Origin of the sequence: Paenibacillus sp. M2, from assembly GCF_046713495.1 — a bacterium.
Classification (GTDB): Bacteria; Bacillota; Bacilli; order Paenibacillales; family Paenibacillaceae; genus Paenibacillus; species Paenibacillus amylolyticus_B.
In genome coordinates this window covers 4,284,693-4,304,013 of sequence record NZ_CP169648.1, presented here as the reverse complement: position 1 = coordinate 4,304,013, position 19,321 = coordinate 4,284,693, and the positions used below count along the sequence as shown (strand labels likewise).

Genomic DNA, 19,321 nt, shown 5'->3' with positions numbered 1-19,321 from the left:
GGTACTCCTCAATGAATGAAAAATTTACAGCCTTCCCGGAGAATTTTCTCTGGGGAGGAGCAACCGCAGCGAATCAATTGGAAGGTGCCTATCTGGAAGGTGGCAAAGGTTTAACAACTGTAGATCTGATTCCGATTGGTGCCAATCGATGGAATATTGCTCTGGGTAATCTGGATTCATATGAGCCAAAAACAGGGGAATTCTATCCTTCACATGAAGCCATTGACTTCTATCATCGATATAAGGAAGATATTGCGTTATTTGCAGAAATGGGATTCAAGTGCCTCAGGCTTTCAATAGCCTGGGCACGGATTTTCCCTAATGGGAATGAAGCGGAACCAAATGAAGCAGGCTTACAATTTTATGATGATGTCTTTGATGAGTTATTGAAATACAACATTGAACCTGTTGTGACGATCTGTCATTTCGATGTACCTGTGCATCTGGTCGAGACTTACGGCGGTTGGAAGAATCGTAATATGATCGGTTTCTTTGAGAAATATGCGACGACGCTATTCAATCGATACAAGAATAAAGTGAAATACTGGATGACGTTTAATGAGATCAACATGTTGTTGCATCTTCCGTACATTGGAGCGGGTATTGTTCTGCAGGATGGTGAAAACAAAGATCAGGTTCTGTATCAGGCAGCACATCATGAATTGGTAGCGAGTGCACTTGCTGTTAAGGCTTGCCATGAGATCATTCCTGGTGCACAGATCGGGTGTATGTTAGCCGCTGGCATGGTCTATCCGTACAGCTCTAATCCGGATGACGTGTGGAAGGCCATGGAGAAAGACCGTGAATCGTTCTTCTTCATTGACGTGCAGTCGAAGGGAGCATATCCGGGTTATACCAAAAGATTTTTCAGAGAAAATGATATTCAGATTGAGATGCAACCAGAAGACCAAGATATCTTGATGCAGAATACAGTCGATTATATTGGTTTTAGCTACTATGCAAGCCGTTGTACCAGTACAGACCCTGAGATTTTGAAAGATTCGACAGAAGGCAATGTATTTGGTTCGGTGAAGAACCCTTATCTGCAAGCTTCCGAGTGGGGATGGACTATTGATCCCAAAGGACTCCGTATTACATGTAATCAGCTTCATGACCGCTATGGCAAACCGTTGTTTATCGTAGAAAATGGACTTGGCGCAACCGATGTGTTGTTAGACAATGACTCCGTTGAAGATGACTATCGCATCGAATATTTGAATAGTCATTTTGCCGAGATGGCTGAAGCGATTCAAGATGGTGTCGAGCTGATAGGTTACACAAGCTGGGGACCGATTGACCTGGTCAGTGCGGGTACCGGAGAGATGAAGAAACGTTATGGCTATATCTATGTAGACCGAAATAATGATGGTACGGGCACACTTCGCAGAGTGAAAAAGAAGAGTTTTCACTGGTACAAAGATGTCATTGCAAGTAATGGCGCACAATATTTCTGATACAAGGTGTTCGATGCTATAGAATAAACAAAGAGCAGTCTCGTTATAACGGGATTGCTCTTTGTTTATGAGGGGATGAATTTGACCCTTGATGTGGCTTTCCGATATAATAAAGAAATGAAGAGAATCTTGTCACTTAAGAAGGGAGGAGCATCCACTCATGAAGAAAACATCACTTGCGTTTATATCTTCGGGATATGGATACTCCACTGCTGTCTTTTTCTAGAATCTATTCCAGGGGTGAAGTCTGCCCAAAATCGGAAGGGAACTAGGAAATAACGCAGAAAAATCTTAAGAATGATGAGGTAATCCAGATGAATATGGACAAAATTACTAGAACAAATCCAGAAAAAATGCCAGCTCCTGTAGGGCAGTACACGCATATTACAAGAATCCCGAGGAATGCAGAGTTATTTGTGACTTCGGGTCAAATTGGAGCAGATCATAATGGACTTTTTCCAGAGAGTCTGAATGAGCAAGTCACTAATACATTTAATAATATTAAAACAGTGCTCGAATCTGAGCGTTTAGATGCTGAACATATTATCAAAGTGAACGTATGGGCAACCGAGGAAATCGATTGGGATTTCTTATATGCCGAGTGGGGACAATTATTTAGTACGGATTATCCTGCAATGACGATTGGATATATTACGGCGTTAGGTTTACCAGAGATTAAAATTGAAATAGAGCTTTGGGCAGCAAAAGTTTAACATCGAATACTTTTTAACCAAACGAAGGAGCATCTTACTTACAGATGCCCCTTCGTTTTTTAATTTGTGTAAAAATGGAAAGGATATGCTCTGTGTGCAATCATGAGCGATAGTAGGTGTATTATGGCACCTGTAAGCTCCGATAGGCATTCAATCGTCCATACGTCCAGTAGACTCCGGAGCCGGATACTGGATCAGAAGCAAAGCATAGTGCATCCCGAATCTGGGCATTGGTTTTACCTTGTGCAGCGAGAAGTGCAGCTACTCCAGCCACATGTGGTGCTGCCATGGATGTTCCACTTAGGTAGGCATAGGAACCACCCAGATAGGTGGATAGGATGGTATCTCCTGGTGCAGCCATATCGACCCACGAACCATAGTTGGAGAAATTGGATTTGAGATCGGAAGGATTGGTTGAAGCGACAGCTATGACGTTGGGATACGATGCGGGTACGATCGGGAATGTAGTGTTGTCGTTGCCGGCTGCAGCAATAATTACGGCTCCACGATCCCAGGCATACTGCACAGCAGCTTGGAGGAATGCGTCTCCCATCGGACCACCAAGGCTCAGGTTAACCACCTGTACACCGTTATTGGCAGCATAGACAAGACCGTTACCCACATTACCGACCGTTCCTTGCCCGTTGTTATCCAGGACCCGGAGCGGAACGATGGATGCAAGTGGTGCAGCGCCTGCGATGCCCACACCATTGTTGGTAACAGAAGCAGCGATCCCTGCTACATGTGTACCATGTCCGTTCCCGTCTTCAGGGATATTATCATAATCAACATAATCGTAACCGGGGATGAGCTTGGAAGCCAATTCTGGGTGGTTTAGCTGTACACCAGTGTCGATAATGGCGATTTTAACAGAGCTGTTACTTTGAGTGATATCCCATGCAGCAGGTGCATTGATTTTGGACAGGTTATACTGGTAAGGGAAGAAAGGGTCGTTAGGGGTGAAGGAAGCCTCAACAAGGTAATTTGGCTCTGCATGTTCAATCAACTCATGATCTTTGTAATGTTTCAGGATCCGGTGCATTTTTTTGCGGGATTCCACACGGTACCAACCCAAATCCTCGTATGTTTCCGCGACTTTACATCTCCCTTTTTTGTGAAGGGTGTGCATCTCATCTGGTGTTGTACCTTCCTTGAATTTGACTAAGAGCTGCTTGGGGGCATGTGGGTGAAACTTGCTCTCGGCACGTTGGTCCAGAAAACGATACACGAACACGATTATTGCTAGCGAAATGAAACCAAAAACACCTAACCATAACCACATTTGCGTTTCTCCCTCCAACATGGATTGTGACACGCCTTATCGTATGCGAACTCTATCAGACTGTGAGGGCATGTTTTTAATTTGGTTAGTAGTGTAGATAGATTGATAGGAAGGGATAAATTCGGTAAGATGATATGAAGTGAGCCGCTTTGGCATGAACGAGATTTAAGGCAGGGCCGAGAGGTACCTCCTAATACAGAGGATAAGGAATGTGGATTTATTGACACAACTTCAGAGTATACCGACAGTCACACCAGTTCAGGCACACCAGATTCATGATGCCATTGATTTTGCCATGCGTGTACGCAGAGAAGTGTTTCCCATGATGGATCACACGAGGTTACCTGTGGATTTCGAGCAGTTCACAGAACATTATCTGGAATCCAATGAATCGATTTTTCTTGTTGCAATGACAGGGGATGCGGGCATCGTCGGAACGATTGGGATATTACCATATGATGGACGTATTCAGGCCGTGGACGGCCGATATGCAGCCCAGTCCGCAGCCGAAATTGTGAAATGTTATGTAGATCCTGCGTATCGCAGATACGGCATTGGTTCCCTGCTGGTAAAAGAACTGGAGAATGTGGTGAAGGATATGCACTATACGACACTCTACTTGCATACACATCGCTTCTTGCCAGGAGCCGTAGATTTCTGGAAACGTCAAGGGTATACGGTTATTGCTGAGGAAAATGATGACTGGCAAACTGTACATATGGACAAGTTGGGATGAAGGTAATCATAACCAAATGACATTACAATGGTATTGGAGGAGATCTATCCATGTATTCAAGTCTGATTGAGAAACTGGAGCATACCGAGGTTATACGCTGGTTCCCGAATCATCAAGTTCAAGAGAGCTGGATTACCGAAATTGAACAGGAGTTGGGCTTTCCGTTACCTCCGTCCTATCGCTGGTGGCTTCTGAATTATGGCATAGCGATGTTAAGTGGAACCGGAATTCTGACCATATCGCCTCCAGAACACCGAGAGTATGCGGACACTGATATTTTGTATAGATACCGACTTGCCGACGAAGACACGAAGAAGGAAGGGAAGCTGGAACTGTTTGTACCGGACGAAGATGAATATTACTATTTTGATACGCGGACGGCAGATCACCTTGGAGAGTACAAAGTGATGCGTTTGGATTATTTTAATGGGGAACCTGAAGTATACGCGGATTCTTTTGCCGAATTTTTGGAGAAGTTGATCGATCAGCGAACACCACGGAATAGGTAATTTTGTAAAAGGAAAATGCCTGTCGGCACTCGCACGGTTAGACATAAACAACATACATGATGGGGGCTAGGCAGATGAACAAAACGAAGCGAAAAATTGTTTTTATTGATATTGATGGCACATTGGTCGACGATGATGGAAACATTCCGTTGTCAGCACAGAAGGCTTGTAAACAGGCCAGAGAGAACGGACATCTGCTCTATTTATGTACAGGCCGATCCAAAGCAGAAATTTATGATTCCATCTGGGATGTCGGATTCGATGGTCTGATTGGTGCAGGTGGGGGTTATGTGGAGTTTGGCAAGGACGTGTTATATCACAAAAGGGTAACAGCGGAAGATGTTCGACATATGGTCGATTTTTTCAATGAAAACGGCATTGACTTCTACCTTGAATCCAATTCGGCATTGTATGCGAGTAGCAATCTTCAACCTCACCTGGAACGCCGTATCTATGGTGATGTGGAGAATGACCCTGTAGCCAGAGAGAAGAAAGAGCTGAAGCCGCATCCGTTTATTGCCGGATTAACGTATGGAGAGGCCGACCTGTACAAGGATGATGTGAACAAAGTATGTTTCTTGGAGAGCTCAGTCATCCCGTTTGAGCGGATCAAGCAAGAGTTTGAAGGGAAATTCGAAGTCATTCAGTGCACCGTGCCAATCTTTGGTGAAGGAAGTGGTGAACTGATGATTCCTGGCATTCACAAAGCCATTGCGATCGCTGATCTGCTGAAGCATCTGGGTATGTCCCAAGAAGATACATTTGCCATCGGTGATGGCATGAATGATGCCGAGATGTTGGAATTTTGTAACATCGGCATTGCCATGGGAAATGCGAAGCCAGGTCTGAAAGCCATTGCAGATGATATTACTGGAACAGTAGAGGAAGATGGATTGTATCATAGTTTTGTGAAGTATGGATTGATCACTTGATAAAGTAATGAGACAATCTGGAAAACGGGTAATACGTACACCCTTTGTCCCAAAACTTATTTTAGATCCTGCATATATTATTGCAGGGTCTTTTTTTCACGTCCGTTGCAGTATAGGATTCCAGGTAAGGAGAATCGTGAGTTTCCGTTCATAGAAATAGATGACCCTCCTTTTGACTTTATTATTGCATAAATCCTAATGAAAGTTTATTATAAATTTTGAAAACAAGGAATTTATTGGTTTTCGATTGGCGAAGTGCATGAAATATAAAGTTGATACATGGAGGATGCTGGATGAGTAATGTAGCTCTGTTGTTTCCTGGACAAGGTTCTCAGATGGTTGGGATGGGTAGAGACTTTTGGAATAACTTCGATGTGGCTAAGAAGTTATTTGAAGAAGCCAGTGATGCCATTTCTTTCGATTTGAGAAAGTTATGTTTTGAAGGTAGCATGGCTGATTTGACAATGACAATGAATGCTCAGCCTGCACTTTTGACTGTTAGTGTCATTGCTTATCAAGTTTATATGCAAGAAATAGGGATGGAACCCGCTTATTTGGCTGGGCATAGTTTGGGAGAATATTCGGCTTTGGTATGCGCTGGTGTTCTATCTTTTCGTGACGCCATTAAACTGGTAAGACAACGAGGGAGTATTATGCACAATGCAGACTCGGATCAGAAAGGTACCATGGCCGCCATTTCAGGTATTCATTTAGATACACTTCAAAACATATGCGAACAAGTTTCCACGATCGAGCGTCCTGCTTGTGTGGCTTGTATGAACGCTGGCCAGCAGTTTGTCATTTCGGGACATCGGCACTCTATACAAGAAATTATTAAAAGGACAGAAGTTTTGAGAGCGAAACATTCTTATATCAATGTAAGTGGTCCCTATCATTCTCCCATGATGCAAACCGCAGCAGAACAATTCAAAGTTGAATTGGATCAATATCAATATGCCCATGCAATATACCCGATTATTTCCAATGTTACAGCAGCACCCTATGAGTCTGATCGATCTGTCGTTGATTATTTAAACATGCAGATGACGATGCCTGTAAGATGGTCAGAGTCTATGCTCTATCTGGTTGCAAATGGGGTTACTGAAGTTATAGAGTTGGGTTCTAAACATGTGTTAGTTAGTCTTATGAGCAAAATAACGAAGCGTATTGTACCTTACTCGCTAAGCCAGCCTTCCGATTTACTAATGCTTACCAATACACAAGAAAGGAAAAATAAACGAATAACGATTCGTAAAAAGTTGTTATCAGAACTAATAGTAACCGCACTGATTTCACGGAATTATAACCCAGATTCCATATCATACACCCAAACGGTTGAGCCATTATTTCACCAATTACAACGGGCAAAGGAACAAGTAAACAACAATGAATATGAACTTAGTGAAGAAGAGATAAATGATGCTCTACAGGTATGTCATTCCATTATTATAGCAAAAAAAATTCCATTGGATGGAACCGCGTTGATTGATGCAATCTAGTACTCGTTCTGTTCTTTTGCAAGTTCTATATTACAGCGACAGACTGCCTTTTTATAAGGTAGTCTTTTTGTCTTTTAATGCATCTGAACTTGTTGAAGCTTCAGATATTGGTAATAAATATGTCAATAACCCAAAAATCAATCTCTATTTTTTACCATATAGTAACAATAAATTGATTGATTTTACATATATTTCTATGGTAAAATTTTGCTTGAAATATGTGTAAATAATTAGATAAGCATGTTAGAGATGATTCATTTGGAGGAGAGATATGTATACTAATCAGTTTCAAACATTAGTGGATATTATCCGCGACAGAGGTAAAATAACGGACCGAGGTATTCGTTTTATCGATGCGGACAAACGTGAAACTTTTATATCTTATCATCAATTATTTACTGAGGCACAAGGGTATTTAGGTTATCTACAAGCCATCGGAATTAAACCTAAACAAGAGATTATTTTTCAGATTCAAGAAAACAAACGGTTTTTAGTCGCATTCTGGGCTTGTATACTCGGTGGAATGATCCCTATCCCTGTAAGTATTGGTGAAGATGAAGAACAAAACTTGAAAGTATGCCGTATTTGGAATTTGCTAAATAACCCTTTCATGATTGCATCTGAGAAGGTGCTGGATAAAATGAAGAGATTTGTTTTGGAACATGACATGTTTGATTTCCATCATCAATTAGAAGTCAGAACGGATCTGATCCAAGACACCATATATCATTATGAATCTATTAATAATATAGTTGAACCTCAGTCTGATGACTTGGCATTTATTCAATTCTCTTCTGGATCAACCGGGGATCCGAAAGGCGTTATGCTCACCCATAGAAACCTGATTTATAATACTTGTGCTGCTATTAATGGCACACAAATTAGTTCAAACGATAGTTTTCTCTCCTGGATGCCCCTTACCCATGATATGGGTTTGATTGGATTTCATCTCGTACCCCTCGTGGCAGGAATTCATCAGTACTTGCTCCCAACGGAATTATTTATTCGCAAACCGATTCTATGGATGAAAAAAGTAAATGAACACAAAGCAACCATACTGTCTTCCCCTAACTTTGGTTATAAATACTTCCTGAATTTCTTTCGCGAAGACAAAGCGGAGGGATGGGATCTGTCATCTGTCAGAGTCATCTATAATGGGGCGGAACCTATATTACCCGAAGTGTGTGATGAATTCCTAAATGTATTGTCAGCATATCACTTAAAGAAAACAGCCATGTTTACCGTATATGGATTAGCAGAGGCCTCTGTTGCCGTCTCCTTTCCCAAGGTAGAAGAAGAATTTACTGCGGTGTACGTTCACCGGGATCATCTGAACTTAGGGGAGCGTGTCATCGAAGTCGAGAAACATGCTCAACATGTGGCATCATTTGTTGCCGTTGGCGAAGCAATTGATTATTGCCATCTTAGAATTTGCGATGAGGAAATGAACAGTGTTCCCGATTTGGTTATTGGAAAAATTCAAATCAAGGGGGATAACGTCACCCAAGGTTATTATAATAATTCACTAGCAACGGAGAAGTTATTAACGCACGACGGATGGGTGAATACAGGAGATCTGGGTTTCATCATGAACGGAAAACTGGTTGTAACAGGGCGGGAAAAAGACATTATCTTTATCAATGGTAAAAATGTATATCCCCATGACATTGAACGTGTCGCTATCCAATTAGATGATATTGAACTCGGAAGAGTTGCTGCTTGTGGTGTGTATGATTCGAATAGTCAAAGTGAAGAAATTGTTTTGTTTGTCGTGTACAAAAAAAAGATCGAACACTTCCTGCCTCATATTAAAGAAATCAAAAGACACCTATACAAACATGGGGGATGGAGTGTCAAAGAGGTACTGCCCATCAAAAAATTACCCAAAACAACAAGTGGGAAAATCCAGCGGTATCAGTTAGCCAAGCAGTATGAAGCAGGCAAATTCTCAACAGAATCTGCTTTCATCCATGACTGGATCAAGAATGACAATGACAAGGCAAAAGGAAAGGCTGCTGTTTCGGTTCGAGTCATAGAACGTGAATTAACTTCACTATTTTCTGAAGTGCTGGTTGGGAAAAAGGTTGACCTTGAGGATAGCTATTTTGATATGGGTGCAACTTCATTACAGCTGGCCCAAATCGCTGAACGTATAGAACAAAAATACGGAGAAGAACTTGCTGTTACGGACCTCTTTACCTATCCCTCGATAACTGAATTGGCAGCATATCTGTCCAGAGGCTACAGCGAGACCGTGAAAGTCAACCAAACTCAAGAGGATCATACGTCATCCAAAGATATTGCTATTATCGGTATGTCTTTGAATCTCCCTGGTGCATCAAATGCAAGCGAGTTTTGGCGTGTTTTGGAAAATGGAACACATAACATTCGGGACTACCCTGAAAGTAGGATAATATACGCAGCGGATTATATACAATCCATGCGAAGTGAAATGAGCGAAATTCAATGGATCAAGGGTGGTTACTTGGATCAAATTGATCAATTCGACTACTCTTTCTTTGGCATAACCCCAAAAACCGCTCAATTTATGGACCCGAATCAAAGGATGTTCTTGCAAACGGCATGGCATACGATTGAAGACGCCGGGTATGCAGGGGAAGGAATCAATGGAAGAAATGTGGGCGTGTACGTGGGGTATTCCAAAGTTGGATATGATTACGAACGGCTGGTGACGGCGAGTTACCCCGCAGAACTCAAAAATTATATCATTGGAAATTTACCATCTGTACTGGCGAGCAGGATTGCATATTTCTTGAATTTAAAGGGCCCGGCCTTAACGATTGATACCGCTTGCTCCTCCTCACTTGTTGCTGTCCACATGGCATGTAAAGGATTGCTCGCTGGAGATTGTGAAATGGCAATCGCAGGAGGCATTCGAACGGCATTATTACCAATAAGTATCGGACTGGATATGGAATCTCCAGATGCATTGACCAGAACATTTAGCGAAGATGCCAACGGCACGGGATTTGGCGAAGGTGTTGGATCGATCATGTTGAAGCCAATGCAGCAAGCGATTAAGGACGGAGATCATATCTATGGTGTGATTAAGGGAAGTGCGATTAATCAGGATGGCAAGACGGTAGGAATCACAGCACCTAGCCCGGAGTCACAGACCCATGTGATCGAAAAGGCATGGAAAGAAGCCGGCATTTCTCCTGATACGCTTAACTTTATTGAAGCACATGGAACAGGGACAAAATTAGGTGATCCGGTTGAGTTCAATGCTTTGCGTAAAGCTTTTGAGAAATATACGGATCGGAAACAATTTTGTGCAATCGGATCTGCCAAAGCTAATATTGGACATGGCTTTGAAGCGGCGGGGATCACTGGATTAATTAAATCTATTCTTATGTTTCAACAGAGAAAGATTCCACCATTGGTTCACTTTGACAAGCCTAATCCGTTGCTTAAGTTTGAAGCCTCCCCTTTTTATGTGAATCAGGAATTAATGGCTATTGGTGAAGAAGAGGGTCCATTACGATGCGGGATTAGTTCTTTTGGTTTCAGTGGTACGAATGCACATGTTGTTCTCGAAGAATATGTTCCTTCCAAAACAGTAGATAAAAGCATGTCCCAAGAGCCTAATCTATTTGTTCTGTCTGCTGCCACCGAACGGGCGCTGGATGAACTGGTCAGAACGTATCAAGAATATCTAACCGATCACACGGATGTTTCCATTCAACAAATCTGTTATACAGCCAGTACGGGAAGGGCTAATCTGGATTATCGGCTTGCCATCGTAGTCACGAGTACACAAGAATTACATGAAAAATTGCAACGAATTGCAAACGGAGAGGGTAAACTGCCCAATGTTTATTTTGGTTATGCCAAAAAAGACAAGACGCTTGTTACCGATCATCTGTATGCTCAGGGCAAGGTAGAATCTTTAAATGAACTCGGCCAGTTATTTACACTGGGGGCAGTGATTGATTGGGAAAGGTTTTATAATCATGAAGTCATTCGGAAAATTCCATTACCTTTATACCCCTTTGAACAGAAGCGGTGTTGGATTGAAGTCAAACATCAGATACCAGCGGGACATAGGTCAGAGAGGAATGAGGTTCAAATGGAGATGAATACAAACGATATTGAATTAAAGATTAAAACAAGTATCAGTCGTGCATCTGGTTTGAAGTTGGAAGAGCTGGATCATCAAGCTCATTTTCTCCAAATGGGATTGGATTCCATTATTCTTGTGCAAATTCAGAAGGAGATCTCAGAGCTGTTCCGTTTGGATATCCCGATGGAAATGTTTTTTGAAACCCTTACAAATATTAATTCCTTAGTTAAATATGTGTCAGAGAATATAAAGTATCATGATGTATCTGAAAATATAAACAATCAAACAGTTCAGGAGCATACTGAACAACGAAATCTGGCATCTGTGAACAATATAAACACGGCAAAATCATCAGGGAATGTGTCGGAACAAATTGTGATGTCTGCCATTCAGCTTATGGAGTCCCAATTAAAAAGTTTGAATGTGTTGTTAGGCGAGCAAGTGAATGCTGTTCAATCGCCTCTTTTGGAAATGAAACATCATGAGACCAAACCAACCAAAGAAATCCAACCCAATTCGGAATCGAAGGAAGCCAAACCTTTTATACCGTATCAATCGTTGAAGATTCATGAAGAGAGCGGATTATCACCGCTTCAGAACCAGTATGTTGAACAATTTATAGCCAAGTATACCGCAAGAACCAAAGGCTCAAAATTAAAAACAGGCCAAACACGTTTGGTTCATGCGAATAATCGCAATGTGTCTGGATTTCGCTCGTATTGGAAGGAAATGGTGTATCCCATTATTTCAACACGTGCAGAGGGATCTAAGTTATGGGATATGGATGGGAATGAGTATTTGGATCTGACGATGGGATTTGGTGTAAATCTATTTGGCCATAATCCAGCGTTTATTCAAAATGTAATAGCAGACAGCCTCCAGGAACAATTGCCTCCATTGGGCCCTATGTCAGACTTGGCAGGAGATGTCGCAGCTAAAATTTCCGAGTTGACAGGTGTAGAGCGTGTCGCATTTTATAATTCAGGAACAGAAGCTGTCATGGTTGCACTTCGTTTAGCGCGGGCGGCAACAGAGCGTTCCAAAGTTGTATTATTTTCCGGATCATATCATGGTACACATGATGGGGTGTTGGGTGTAGCGAATCCTGGGGATGCTTTATCGTCTGCGCTGCCTATGGCTCCTGGGATTGTAAATAGCGCTATGGAAGATTTGATTATTCTTAATTATAACCATCCGCAGTCCCTGGATATAATTCAGAACCTGGGTGATGAATTGGCTGCTGTGCTTGTAGAGCCGGTGCAAAGTCGAAGACCTGATATGCAGCCAACACAATTCTTACGGGAACTTAGAGAAATAACAAATCAATTTGGGATTGCACTTATTTTCGATGAGGTCATCACTGGATTTAGAATTGGTCTGGGTGGAGCGCAGGATTGGTTTGGCGTTCAAGCAGATTTGGTTACGTATGGGAAAGTGGTTGGTGGCGGGCTGCCTATTGGTATAGTCGCCGGTAAGGCTGAATTTATGAATCCGGTAGACGGTGGAACCTGGAACTTTGGTGATGATTCATACCCTTCCGATGCAGATAAGAAAACGTTTGTCGGTGGAACCTTCTGTACACACCCTCTTACGATGAGAGTGATGTTAAAGGTACTACAGTATCTTCAATCCGAAGCAGGAACTTTATATAAGAAACTAAATGAAAAAACAGATTATCTTGTTAAAGAATTAAATGCGTTTTTCAAAACAGCGAATGTACCGATGCAAATGGTGAACTATGGATCATTATTTCGATTTATATCATTTGGAGATATGGAATTATTCTTCTACCATTTAATGTATAAAGGTTTATATATTTGGGAAGGCCGTAACTGTTTTATATCGACTGCGCATTCAATGGAAGACATGGATACCATCATCAAGATCGTAAAAGAGACGATCCATGAACTCCGTGAGTGGGAATTTATCCCTGGTAGCACGCCTATTTCGGAATACTCTCTCTCTTTAGAGCAAAAACAATTGTTATTAACTTCATTACATGGGGAAGATGCAAATGCTGCATTAAATCAAAGTGTTATTTTAAAAATGACAGGCGAACTGAAACCTTCTGCGTTGGATAAGGCCGTAAATCAGATTACACAGCGTCATGAAGCTCTGAGAACAGTCATTCATGCCGATCGTGAAACACAACAAATTCAGCCTGTAATGGAGTTTCAGTGCACATGGCTGGATTTCTCAGCACACGATGGTGAGGACCAAGAACATGAAATTTCCAATTGGTTATCTGCCGATGCAAATGAAGCCTTCGATTTACAGTCTGGGGAACCGCTTTTTAGAATCACTTTGCTTAAGCTGGCAGCAAATCAACATTTTATGGTACTGACATTTCATCATATTATTGCTGATGGCTGGTCGATTGCTTTATTTATTCAAGAGTTGGAACATACCTATTCTGCTCTGGTCCGAGGGGTTCCCGTTCGATTGCCTGAAACGACTCCATTTCGTGAATACCTAACGTGGCAACGACTTGAGCATGAAAAAGGGGCATTTACCCAAGGAATTCAGTTCTGGAGGGAGCAATTTTCCTTATCCTATCCCAATTTTACACTTCCATCGGCACCGTCTGATGATGTGCCCAAGGGATTTGCCGGTGAACGATATTCCATCAAGTTGGATAATCAATTAACAGAGTCTTTGCGAGCGTTAAGTATCAATAATAAGAGCAGTTTGTTTGTAACGATGTTTGCAGCGTTTCATTTATATTTGCATCAACTAACAGGGCAATCACACCTTGTCATCGGGGTGCCTACAGCGGGTCAGTCTCATATGCAAAAAAATGCGCTGATTGGCAACTGTGTCAACATTGTACCTGTTCATCATGCCTTGTTAACGAAGCAGTCCATTGTAGACCATGTTCTTCAGCTCAAGGAAACGCTGGCTCTTGTCATGAAGCATCAGCATGTTCCATTGACCCTCGTATCCGAACAGCTTGCTCCTATGACTGCACCGGATACCCGGATTTTATTCAATATGGACAGAACGATTCATCATCTTCAATTTGAAAATATCAAGACTGAATTCATGTCGTATCCGATCAAACATATTTCTTACGATTTATTTCTTAATATTACGGATGTTAGCCATGAATTGTACCTGGATTTTGATTACAATACCGATCTCATTGGACCTGAGATGATGAAACTCTGGTCTGAAGGATTTAAAGGTTTGCTGCAACATATGGTGAGTCATCCAGAGGCTGAAATTTCGTCTTTGATGTTGTTTTCATCCGAGCAACAGGACCAATTACAGGGAATGTATAATCGGTTTGTTACGGAGCGTCTTCCTCACGTTAATCATGCAGCCATATTCGAGCCTCCAGTCAATGACGTGGAGAATAAGCTGGCATTAATCTGGGAGGACGTATTATCGCTTGATCAAGTGGGGAGACATGATCACTTTTTTGATCTCGGAGGAAACTCGCTCAAGGCAACAGTAATGCTTTCCAAGGTACATGAGCAGCTTAATCATAAAATTTCAATCGTTCAATTTTTCAATAATCAACGTCTGAAGGAGCTAGCGAGTCTGATTACAGGCGAGAATAAGGAAACATTCATTCCGATTAAGGCATTGGACGTCAAGGAATTCTATGAGACGTCATCTGCACAACAACGGATCTACTTTTTGGATCAATTTGAGCCAAATAGTGTGTTTCAGAACATGTGCGGCCATATCACGGTCACAGGAAATATCGATGAAGCTAAACTAATTTCGTCATTGGAACAAATCGTGCACCGTCACGAAGCTTTTCGCACCAGTTTCCATCTGATGGATGGAGAGCTTTACCAGCGTATTGCTCCAACGATTGATTTTGAAGTACAACGATCTCAGGAAAGCTCTGCTTCATTCGAACAACATGTTATGACGTTTGCCAAACCATTTGATTGCTCCAAAGCGCCGTTAATACGTGCCGAATTCATTCGTATAGACGATGATCATGCAGAGATCCTCATTGAGATGCATCATATTATATCGGACGGATATTCCGTTGGCATTCTTGCGAATGAACTGATTGATGTGTATGACGGAAGAAACATGTCGGACATTGAGGTTGAATACAAAGACTTTGCAGCTTGGCAGAAAGAATTTCTGGCAGGAGAGTCTTATAAGCAACAAGAAAAATATTGGCTGGATCAATTCAAAGGAGAACTCCCGAACCTTAATCTGCCTACTGATTTTGTTCGGACAGCTCATTTAACTTCGGCAGGTTCAAGATTGTCATTTGTGTTGGACGCACACTTGAAGCAGTCGCTGGAGAAGCTTGCGAAACAAACGGGAACTACGATGTTTATGGTGTTATTGGCAGCGTATAATGTGCTGCTTCATCAATACACAGCACAAGAAGACATGATTGTAGGCACGCCAACATCAGGAAGGAACCATCCGGATGTCGAGAATATGATAGGTGTCTTTATCCAGACGGTAGCGATTCGATCACAGCCGGTGGGGAATAAGTCGTTTCGATCCTATCTCGAGGAAATAAAAAAACAATCCCTGGATGCATTGGATAACCAGGACTATCTTTTTGACAACCTTGTAGAGAATTTAAACACACATCGGGATACAACCGGGACAGCACTTTTCAATACGATGTATATCTTCTTAAATACCGCGTTGAATCAACGGCAAGAACAGGATTGCAGCTTTAAAGTTAGAGAATTAAATGTCGGTGTATCGTTATATGACCTGATGTTCATCGTTGAGGATGATAACGAGTGTCTGGAAATGCACTTTAATTACAAGACGGAGCTGTTTGAACGGGATACCATCGACAGAATGAAGACACATCTGTTCAACATCCTCAGAGACATTGTGATCGAACCGGATATTGTCTTGTCCGATATTCAAATGCTGTCTGAACATGAGCAGAACGTTCTTTTATATGACTTTAATGAACCCAACATAGAATATTCCCGTGATCAGACCATCCAGGAATTATTTGAAGCACAGGTGGAGCGGACACCCGATCAATTAGCCGTTGCTTTTGGAGATGAGCAATGGACGTATCGTCAACTGAACGAACGGGCGAATCAATTGGCATATACGCTTAGAGTTGAGGGAGTGCAGCAGGATCAATTTGTAGGTATTCTGACAGATCGTTCGATTGATATGATCGTTGGCATCTTTGGCATTCTAAAAGCAGGCGGGGCGTATGTACCGATTGATCCGGATTCTCCTGACGAGCGTATCCGCTATATCCTGCATGATTCGGGGGCCACGTTGTTAGTCACGCAAAAGCATTTGAAGCAGTTGGTATCGTTTAATGGAAAAATGATTGATTTGGACGATAAAGAAACCTATGCAGCTAATCTGTCGAATCTGGAACCAGCGGGGAATTCCGAGCAGTTGGCTTATGTGATCTATACTTCAGGCACAACAGGCATGCCAAAAGGTGTGATGATCGAACATCGTCAGGTTCATCACTTGGTTAAAGCGTTGTACAGTCAAGTTATAGATGATCAGCATAGTGGTTTGCATGTCGCTTTACTTGCGCCTTATTATTTCGATGCATCTGTGAAGCAGATTTTTGGCGCACTGCTGTCAGGACATGCCTTGTTTATTGTAGACAAGGACACAGTACTGGATGGACAAGATTTAATGAATTATTATCAGCACCACCAAATTGATTTGACAGACGGTACGCCTGCGCACCTGAAATTACTTTCGAAGGCAAAAAACGTTCAAGGCATATCGCTAAAATATATGCTCATTGGCGGTGAAGCTCTTTCTCAGCAAAATGTAAATGAAATCACATCCTTATTTGCTCTCAATCATAAAACGCCTCCAACCATAATTAATGTGTACGGTCCAACAGAATGTTGTGTGGATGTTGCGACATACCGTGTACTTCCAGAACACCTGGATACAGCGAATCAACGAGCTCACCTACCGATTGGTCGAACATTAGGAAATAATCGCCTGTATGTATTGAACAAACATGGCAAAGTTCAGCCTGTAGGCGTCATAGGGGAATTATGTATCTCTGGCGATGGGGTGGGGAGAGGATACTTGAATTTACCTGAGCTGACAGCAGAAAAATTTGTACGTGATCCGTTTGTCCAGGGAGCGACAATGTACAAAACGGGAGATTTGGTGAGATGGCTTCCCGGTGGCCATATCGAGTATTTGGGAAGAATGGATCACCAAATTAAGATTCGCGGATACCGGATCGAAGTAGGAGAAGTCGAAGCGGCGCTGTTAGATCTAGAGTGTGTGAAAGAAGTTATCGTCATTGCACATGAGGATGATCACGGGGACAAATCGTTATGTGCATACTTTACAGCGGATTCCACGCTGACGGTGGGAGAGCTAAAACAAAGCCTCTCTAAGGTGTTGCCGAATTACATGGTTCCAGCCTACTTTATACACTTGGATCACATGCCTCTGACATCGAACGGGAAAATCGATCGCAAATCGCTTCCGAGTCCAGAAGAAAACATACAAACGGGAAGTGAATATATAGAACCCCAAACTGGGGTGGAAAAACAGTTGCTGCCTATTTGGCAGGCTGTGCTTGCCGTGAAAAAAATCAGTGTAAAAGACAGTTTTTTTGATGTAGGAGGCAACTCTTTACGTGCGACCAAGCTGGCCGCCAAAATCAATCAAAAGCTGAATATCCGTATATCGGTTAGAAACGTCTTTGAATGGCAGACCATTGAACAGATGGCTCAATCTATTGAACAAATGGAACAGGATGTAGTAGTGTCCATTCCTCAAGTAGAGGAAAAAGAGTATTATCCTATTTCTTCGGCCCAAATGAGAATGTACATTATGAGCATCAAAGCTGGCAAGGAACTCATGTACAACATGTCAGGTATGTTTATGCTGGAAGGATCGCTTGATCGGATCCGATTGGAAGAAGCATTCCAACAATTGATTCATCGTCATGAATCGCTTCGGACCGCATTCAAAGTCATACACGGAGAACCGAAACAGATCGTATACCCTAAAGTGAACTTTGGAATTGAATTGATCGAGTCAACGGAAGAAGAGATCGAAGATCGCATTGAACAGTTTGTTCACACATTTGATCTCGGGCAAGCACCTCTTCTGAGGGTGGGACTTATTGAACTTCAGCAGGAGCGTCATGTATTGCTGGTAGATCTCCACCATATCATTGCAGACGGACTATCCGTGCATCTTCTGATGACTGAACTTAGCCAGTTCTATAAGGGAGAGGAGCTATCTCCTCTTCGAATTCAATATAAGGACTATGCTGAATGGCAGCAAATACAGCTTCATAGTGAGCGGATGAAAAAGCAGGAGAAGTATTGGCTTACTGTGTTTGATGAGAGTATCCCGCTATTGGATCTGCCAACAGACTATGAAAGACCTGAAACCCTAAGTTATGCGGGAGATGTATTGGACATTGTTTTGCAAGAAGACATCCTTCCAGGCTTAAGGAACGTGGAAGCACGGACAGGAACAACGTTATATATGATTCTATTAGCCGCCTATACCATTCTATTATCTAAATACAGCGGGCAAGAAGATATCATCGTGGGTACGCCGATTGCAGGCAGGACACATGCTGAGCTGGAGCCGGTCATGGGCATGTTTGTGAATACACTGGCTATTCGAAATTATCCTGCCGCGGATAAAACTTTTACGGAGTATCTGCTGGAAGTCAAAGAAAATATGTTGAACGCATATGAGAATCAGGATTATCCGTTTGAAGAATTGATTGAGAAAGTGAATGTAACCAAAGATGCTCGGCGGAATCCGTTGTTTGACACCATGTTTGTATTGCAGAATACAGATGCTTCAGAGATTCAGATGGATGGGGTAACCTGTAAGCCTTATGCTCCTAATACGAGAGTATCCAAATTCGATTTAACGTTGTATGTTACCGAATTGCAACACAAGTTAGAAGTGGCCTTTGAATACAGTACGATTTTATTTGAGAAAACAACGATTGAAGCGATGTCACAAAATCTGTTGGTCATATTAACAACCATTGCCAACGACCCTCATATTGAAATCAAGAAGATTCAATTGGTTGAAGAATTAATAGATGAGGATACGCTGGCTGATCTAATTGAAGTAGATTTCTAAACTATAGTGCACGGATATAACCTAAAAATATAAATGTGA

Annotated in this window: 8 protein-coding genes; 7 read left to right on the top strand and 1 reads right to left on the bottom strand. The window is 42.1% G+C overall.

Annotated features, from left to right (window positions below):
• Positions 1-11: 11 nt before the first annotated feature.
• A complete protein-coding gene (locus ACETMN_RS19380) occupies positions 12-1,454 on the top strand; it encodes a 6-phospho-beta-glucosidase (RefSeq protein ID WP_411734963.1) in 1,443 nt (480 codons plus the stop codon).
• A 314-nt stretch (positions 1,455-1,768) separates the two neighbouring features.
• A complete protein-coding gene (locus ACETMN_RS19375) occupies positions 1,769-2,167 on the top strand; it encodes a RidA family protein (RefSeq protein WP_091020576.1) in 399 nt (132 codons plus the stop codon).
• Positions 2,168-2,288: 121 nt separating this feature from the next.
• On the opposite strand, the gene ACETMN_RS19370 is transcribed toward ACETMN_RS19375, so the two are convergent.
• A complete protein-coding gene (locus tag ACETMN_RS19370) occupies positions 2,289-3,449 on the bottom strand; it encodes a S8 family peptidase (RefSeq protein ID WP_091020575.1) in 1,161 nt (386 codons plus the stop codon).
• Between the two features lie 220 nt (positions 3,450-3,669).
• On the opposite strand from ACETMN_RS19370, the gene ACETMN_RS19365 reads away from it, so the two are divergent.
• The 5 genes from ACETMN_RS19365 to ACETMN_RS19345 all read left to right on the top strand — a co-directional run bounded on the left by ACETMN_RS19365 (position 3,670) and on the right by ACETMN_RS19345 (position 19,282).
• A complete protein-coding gene (locus ACETMN_RS19365; protein ID WP_091020617.1) occupies positions 3,670-4,185 on the top strand; it encodes a GNAT family N-acetyltransferase in 516 nt (171 codons plus the stop codon).
• Between the two features lie 50 nt (positions 4,186-4,235).
• Positions 4,236-4,694 (top strand): SMI1/KNR4 family protein, encoded by a 459-nt coding sequence (locus ACETMN_RS19360; protein WP_091020573.1) that lies wholly within the window; start codon positions 4,236-4,238, stop codon positions 4,692-4,694.
• A 74-nt stretch (positions 4,695-4,768) separates the two neighbouring features.
• The gene (locus ACETMN_RS19355; protein ID WP_091020572.1) at positions 4,769-5,626 is read left to right on the top strand and encodes a Cof-type HAD-IIB family hydrolase; all 858 of its coding nucleotides are present in this window, start codon (positions 4,769-4,771) and stop codon (positions 5,624-5,626) included.
• 293 nt (positions 5,627-5,919) lie between these two features.
• Positions 5,920-7,125: an ACP S-malonyltransferase gene (fabD, locus tag ACETMN_RS19350; protein ID WP_091020571.1), complete on the top strand. Its 1,206-nt coding sequence runs from the start codon at positions 5,920-5,922 to the stop codon at positions 7,123-7,125.
• 271 nt (positions 7,126-7,396) lie between these two features.
• The gene (locus ACETMN_RS19345; protein WP_411734962.1) at positions 7,397-19,282 is read left to right on the top strand and encodes an amino acid adenylation domain-containing protein; all 11,886 of its coding nucleotides are present in this window, start codon (positions 7,397-7,399) and stop codon (positions 19,280-19,282) included.
• Positions 19,283-19,321 lie beyond the last annotated feature (39 nt).

Excerpts from the sequence above, each read along its gene's own strand:
- ACETMN_RS19375 (WP_091020576.1), top strand. The coding sequence starts at position 1,769 with ATGAATATGGACAAAATTACTAGAACAAATCCAGAAAAAATGCCAGCT.
- ACETMN_RS19380 (WP_411734963.1), top strand. The coding sequence starts at position 12 with ATGAATGAAAAATTTACAGCCTTCCCGGAGAATTTTCTCTGGGGAGGA.
- ACETMN_RS19345 (WP_411734962.1), top strand. The coding sequence starts at position 7,397 with ATGTATACTAATCAGTTTCAAACATTAGTGGATATTATCCGCGACAGA.
- fabD (WP_091020571.1), top strand. The coding sequence starts at position 5,920 with ATGAGTAATGTAGCTCTGTTGTTTCCTGGACAAGGTTCTCAGATGGTT.
- ACETMN_RS19360 (WP_091020573.1), top strand. The coding sequence starts at position 4,236 with ATGTATTCAAGTCTGATTGAGAAACTGGAGCATACCGAGGTTATACGC.
- ACETMN_RS19370 (WP_091020575.1), bottom strand. The coding sequence starts at position 3,449 with ATGTGGTTATGGTTAGGTGTTTTTGGTTTCATTTCGCTAGCAATAATC.
- ACETMN_RS19355 (WP_091020572.1), top strand. The coding sequence starts at position 4,769 with ATGAACAAAACGAAGCGAAAAATTGTTTTTATTGATATTGATGGCACA.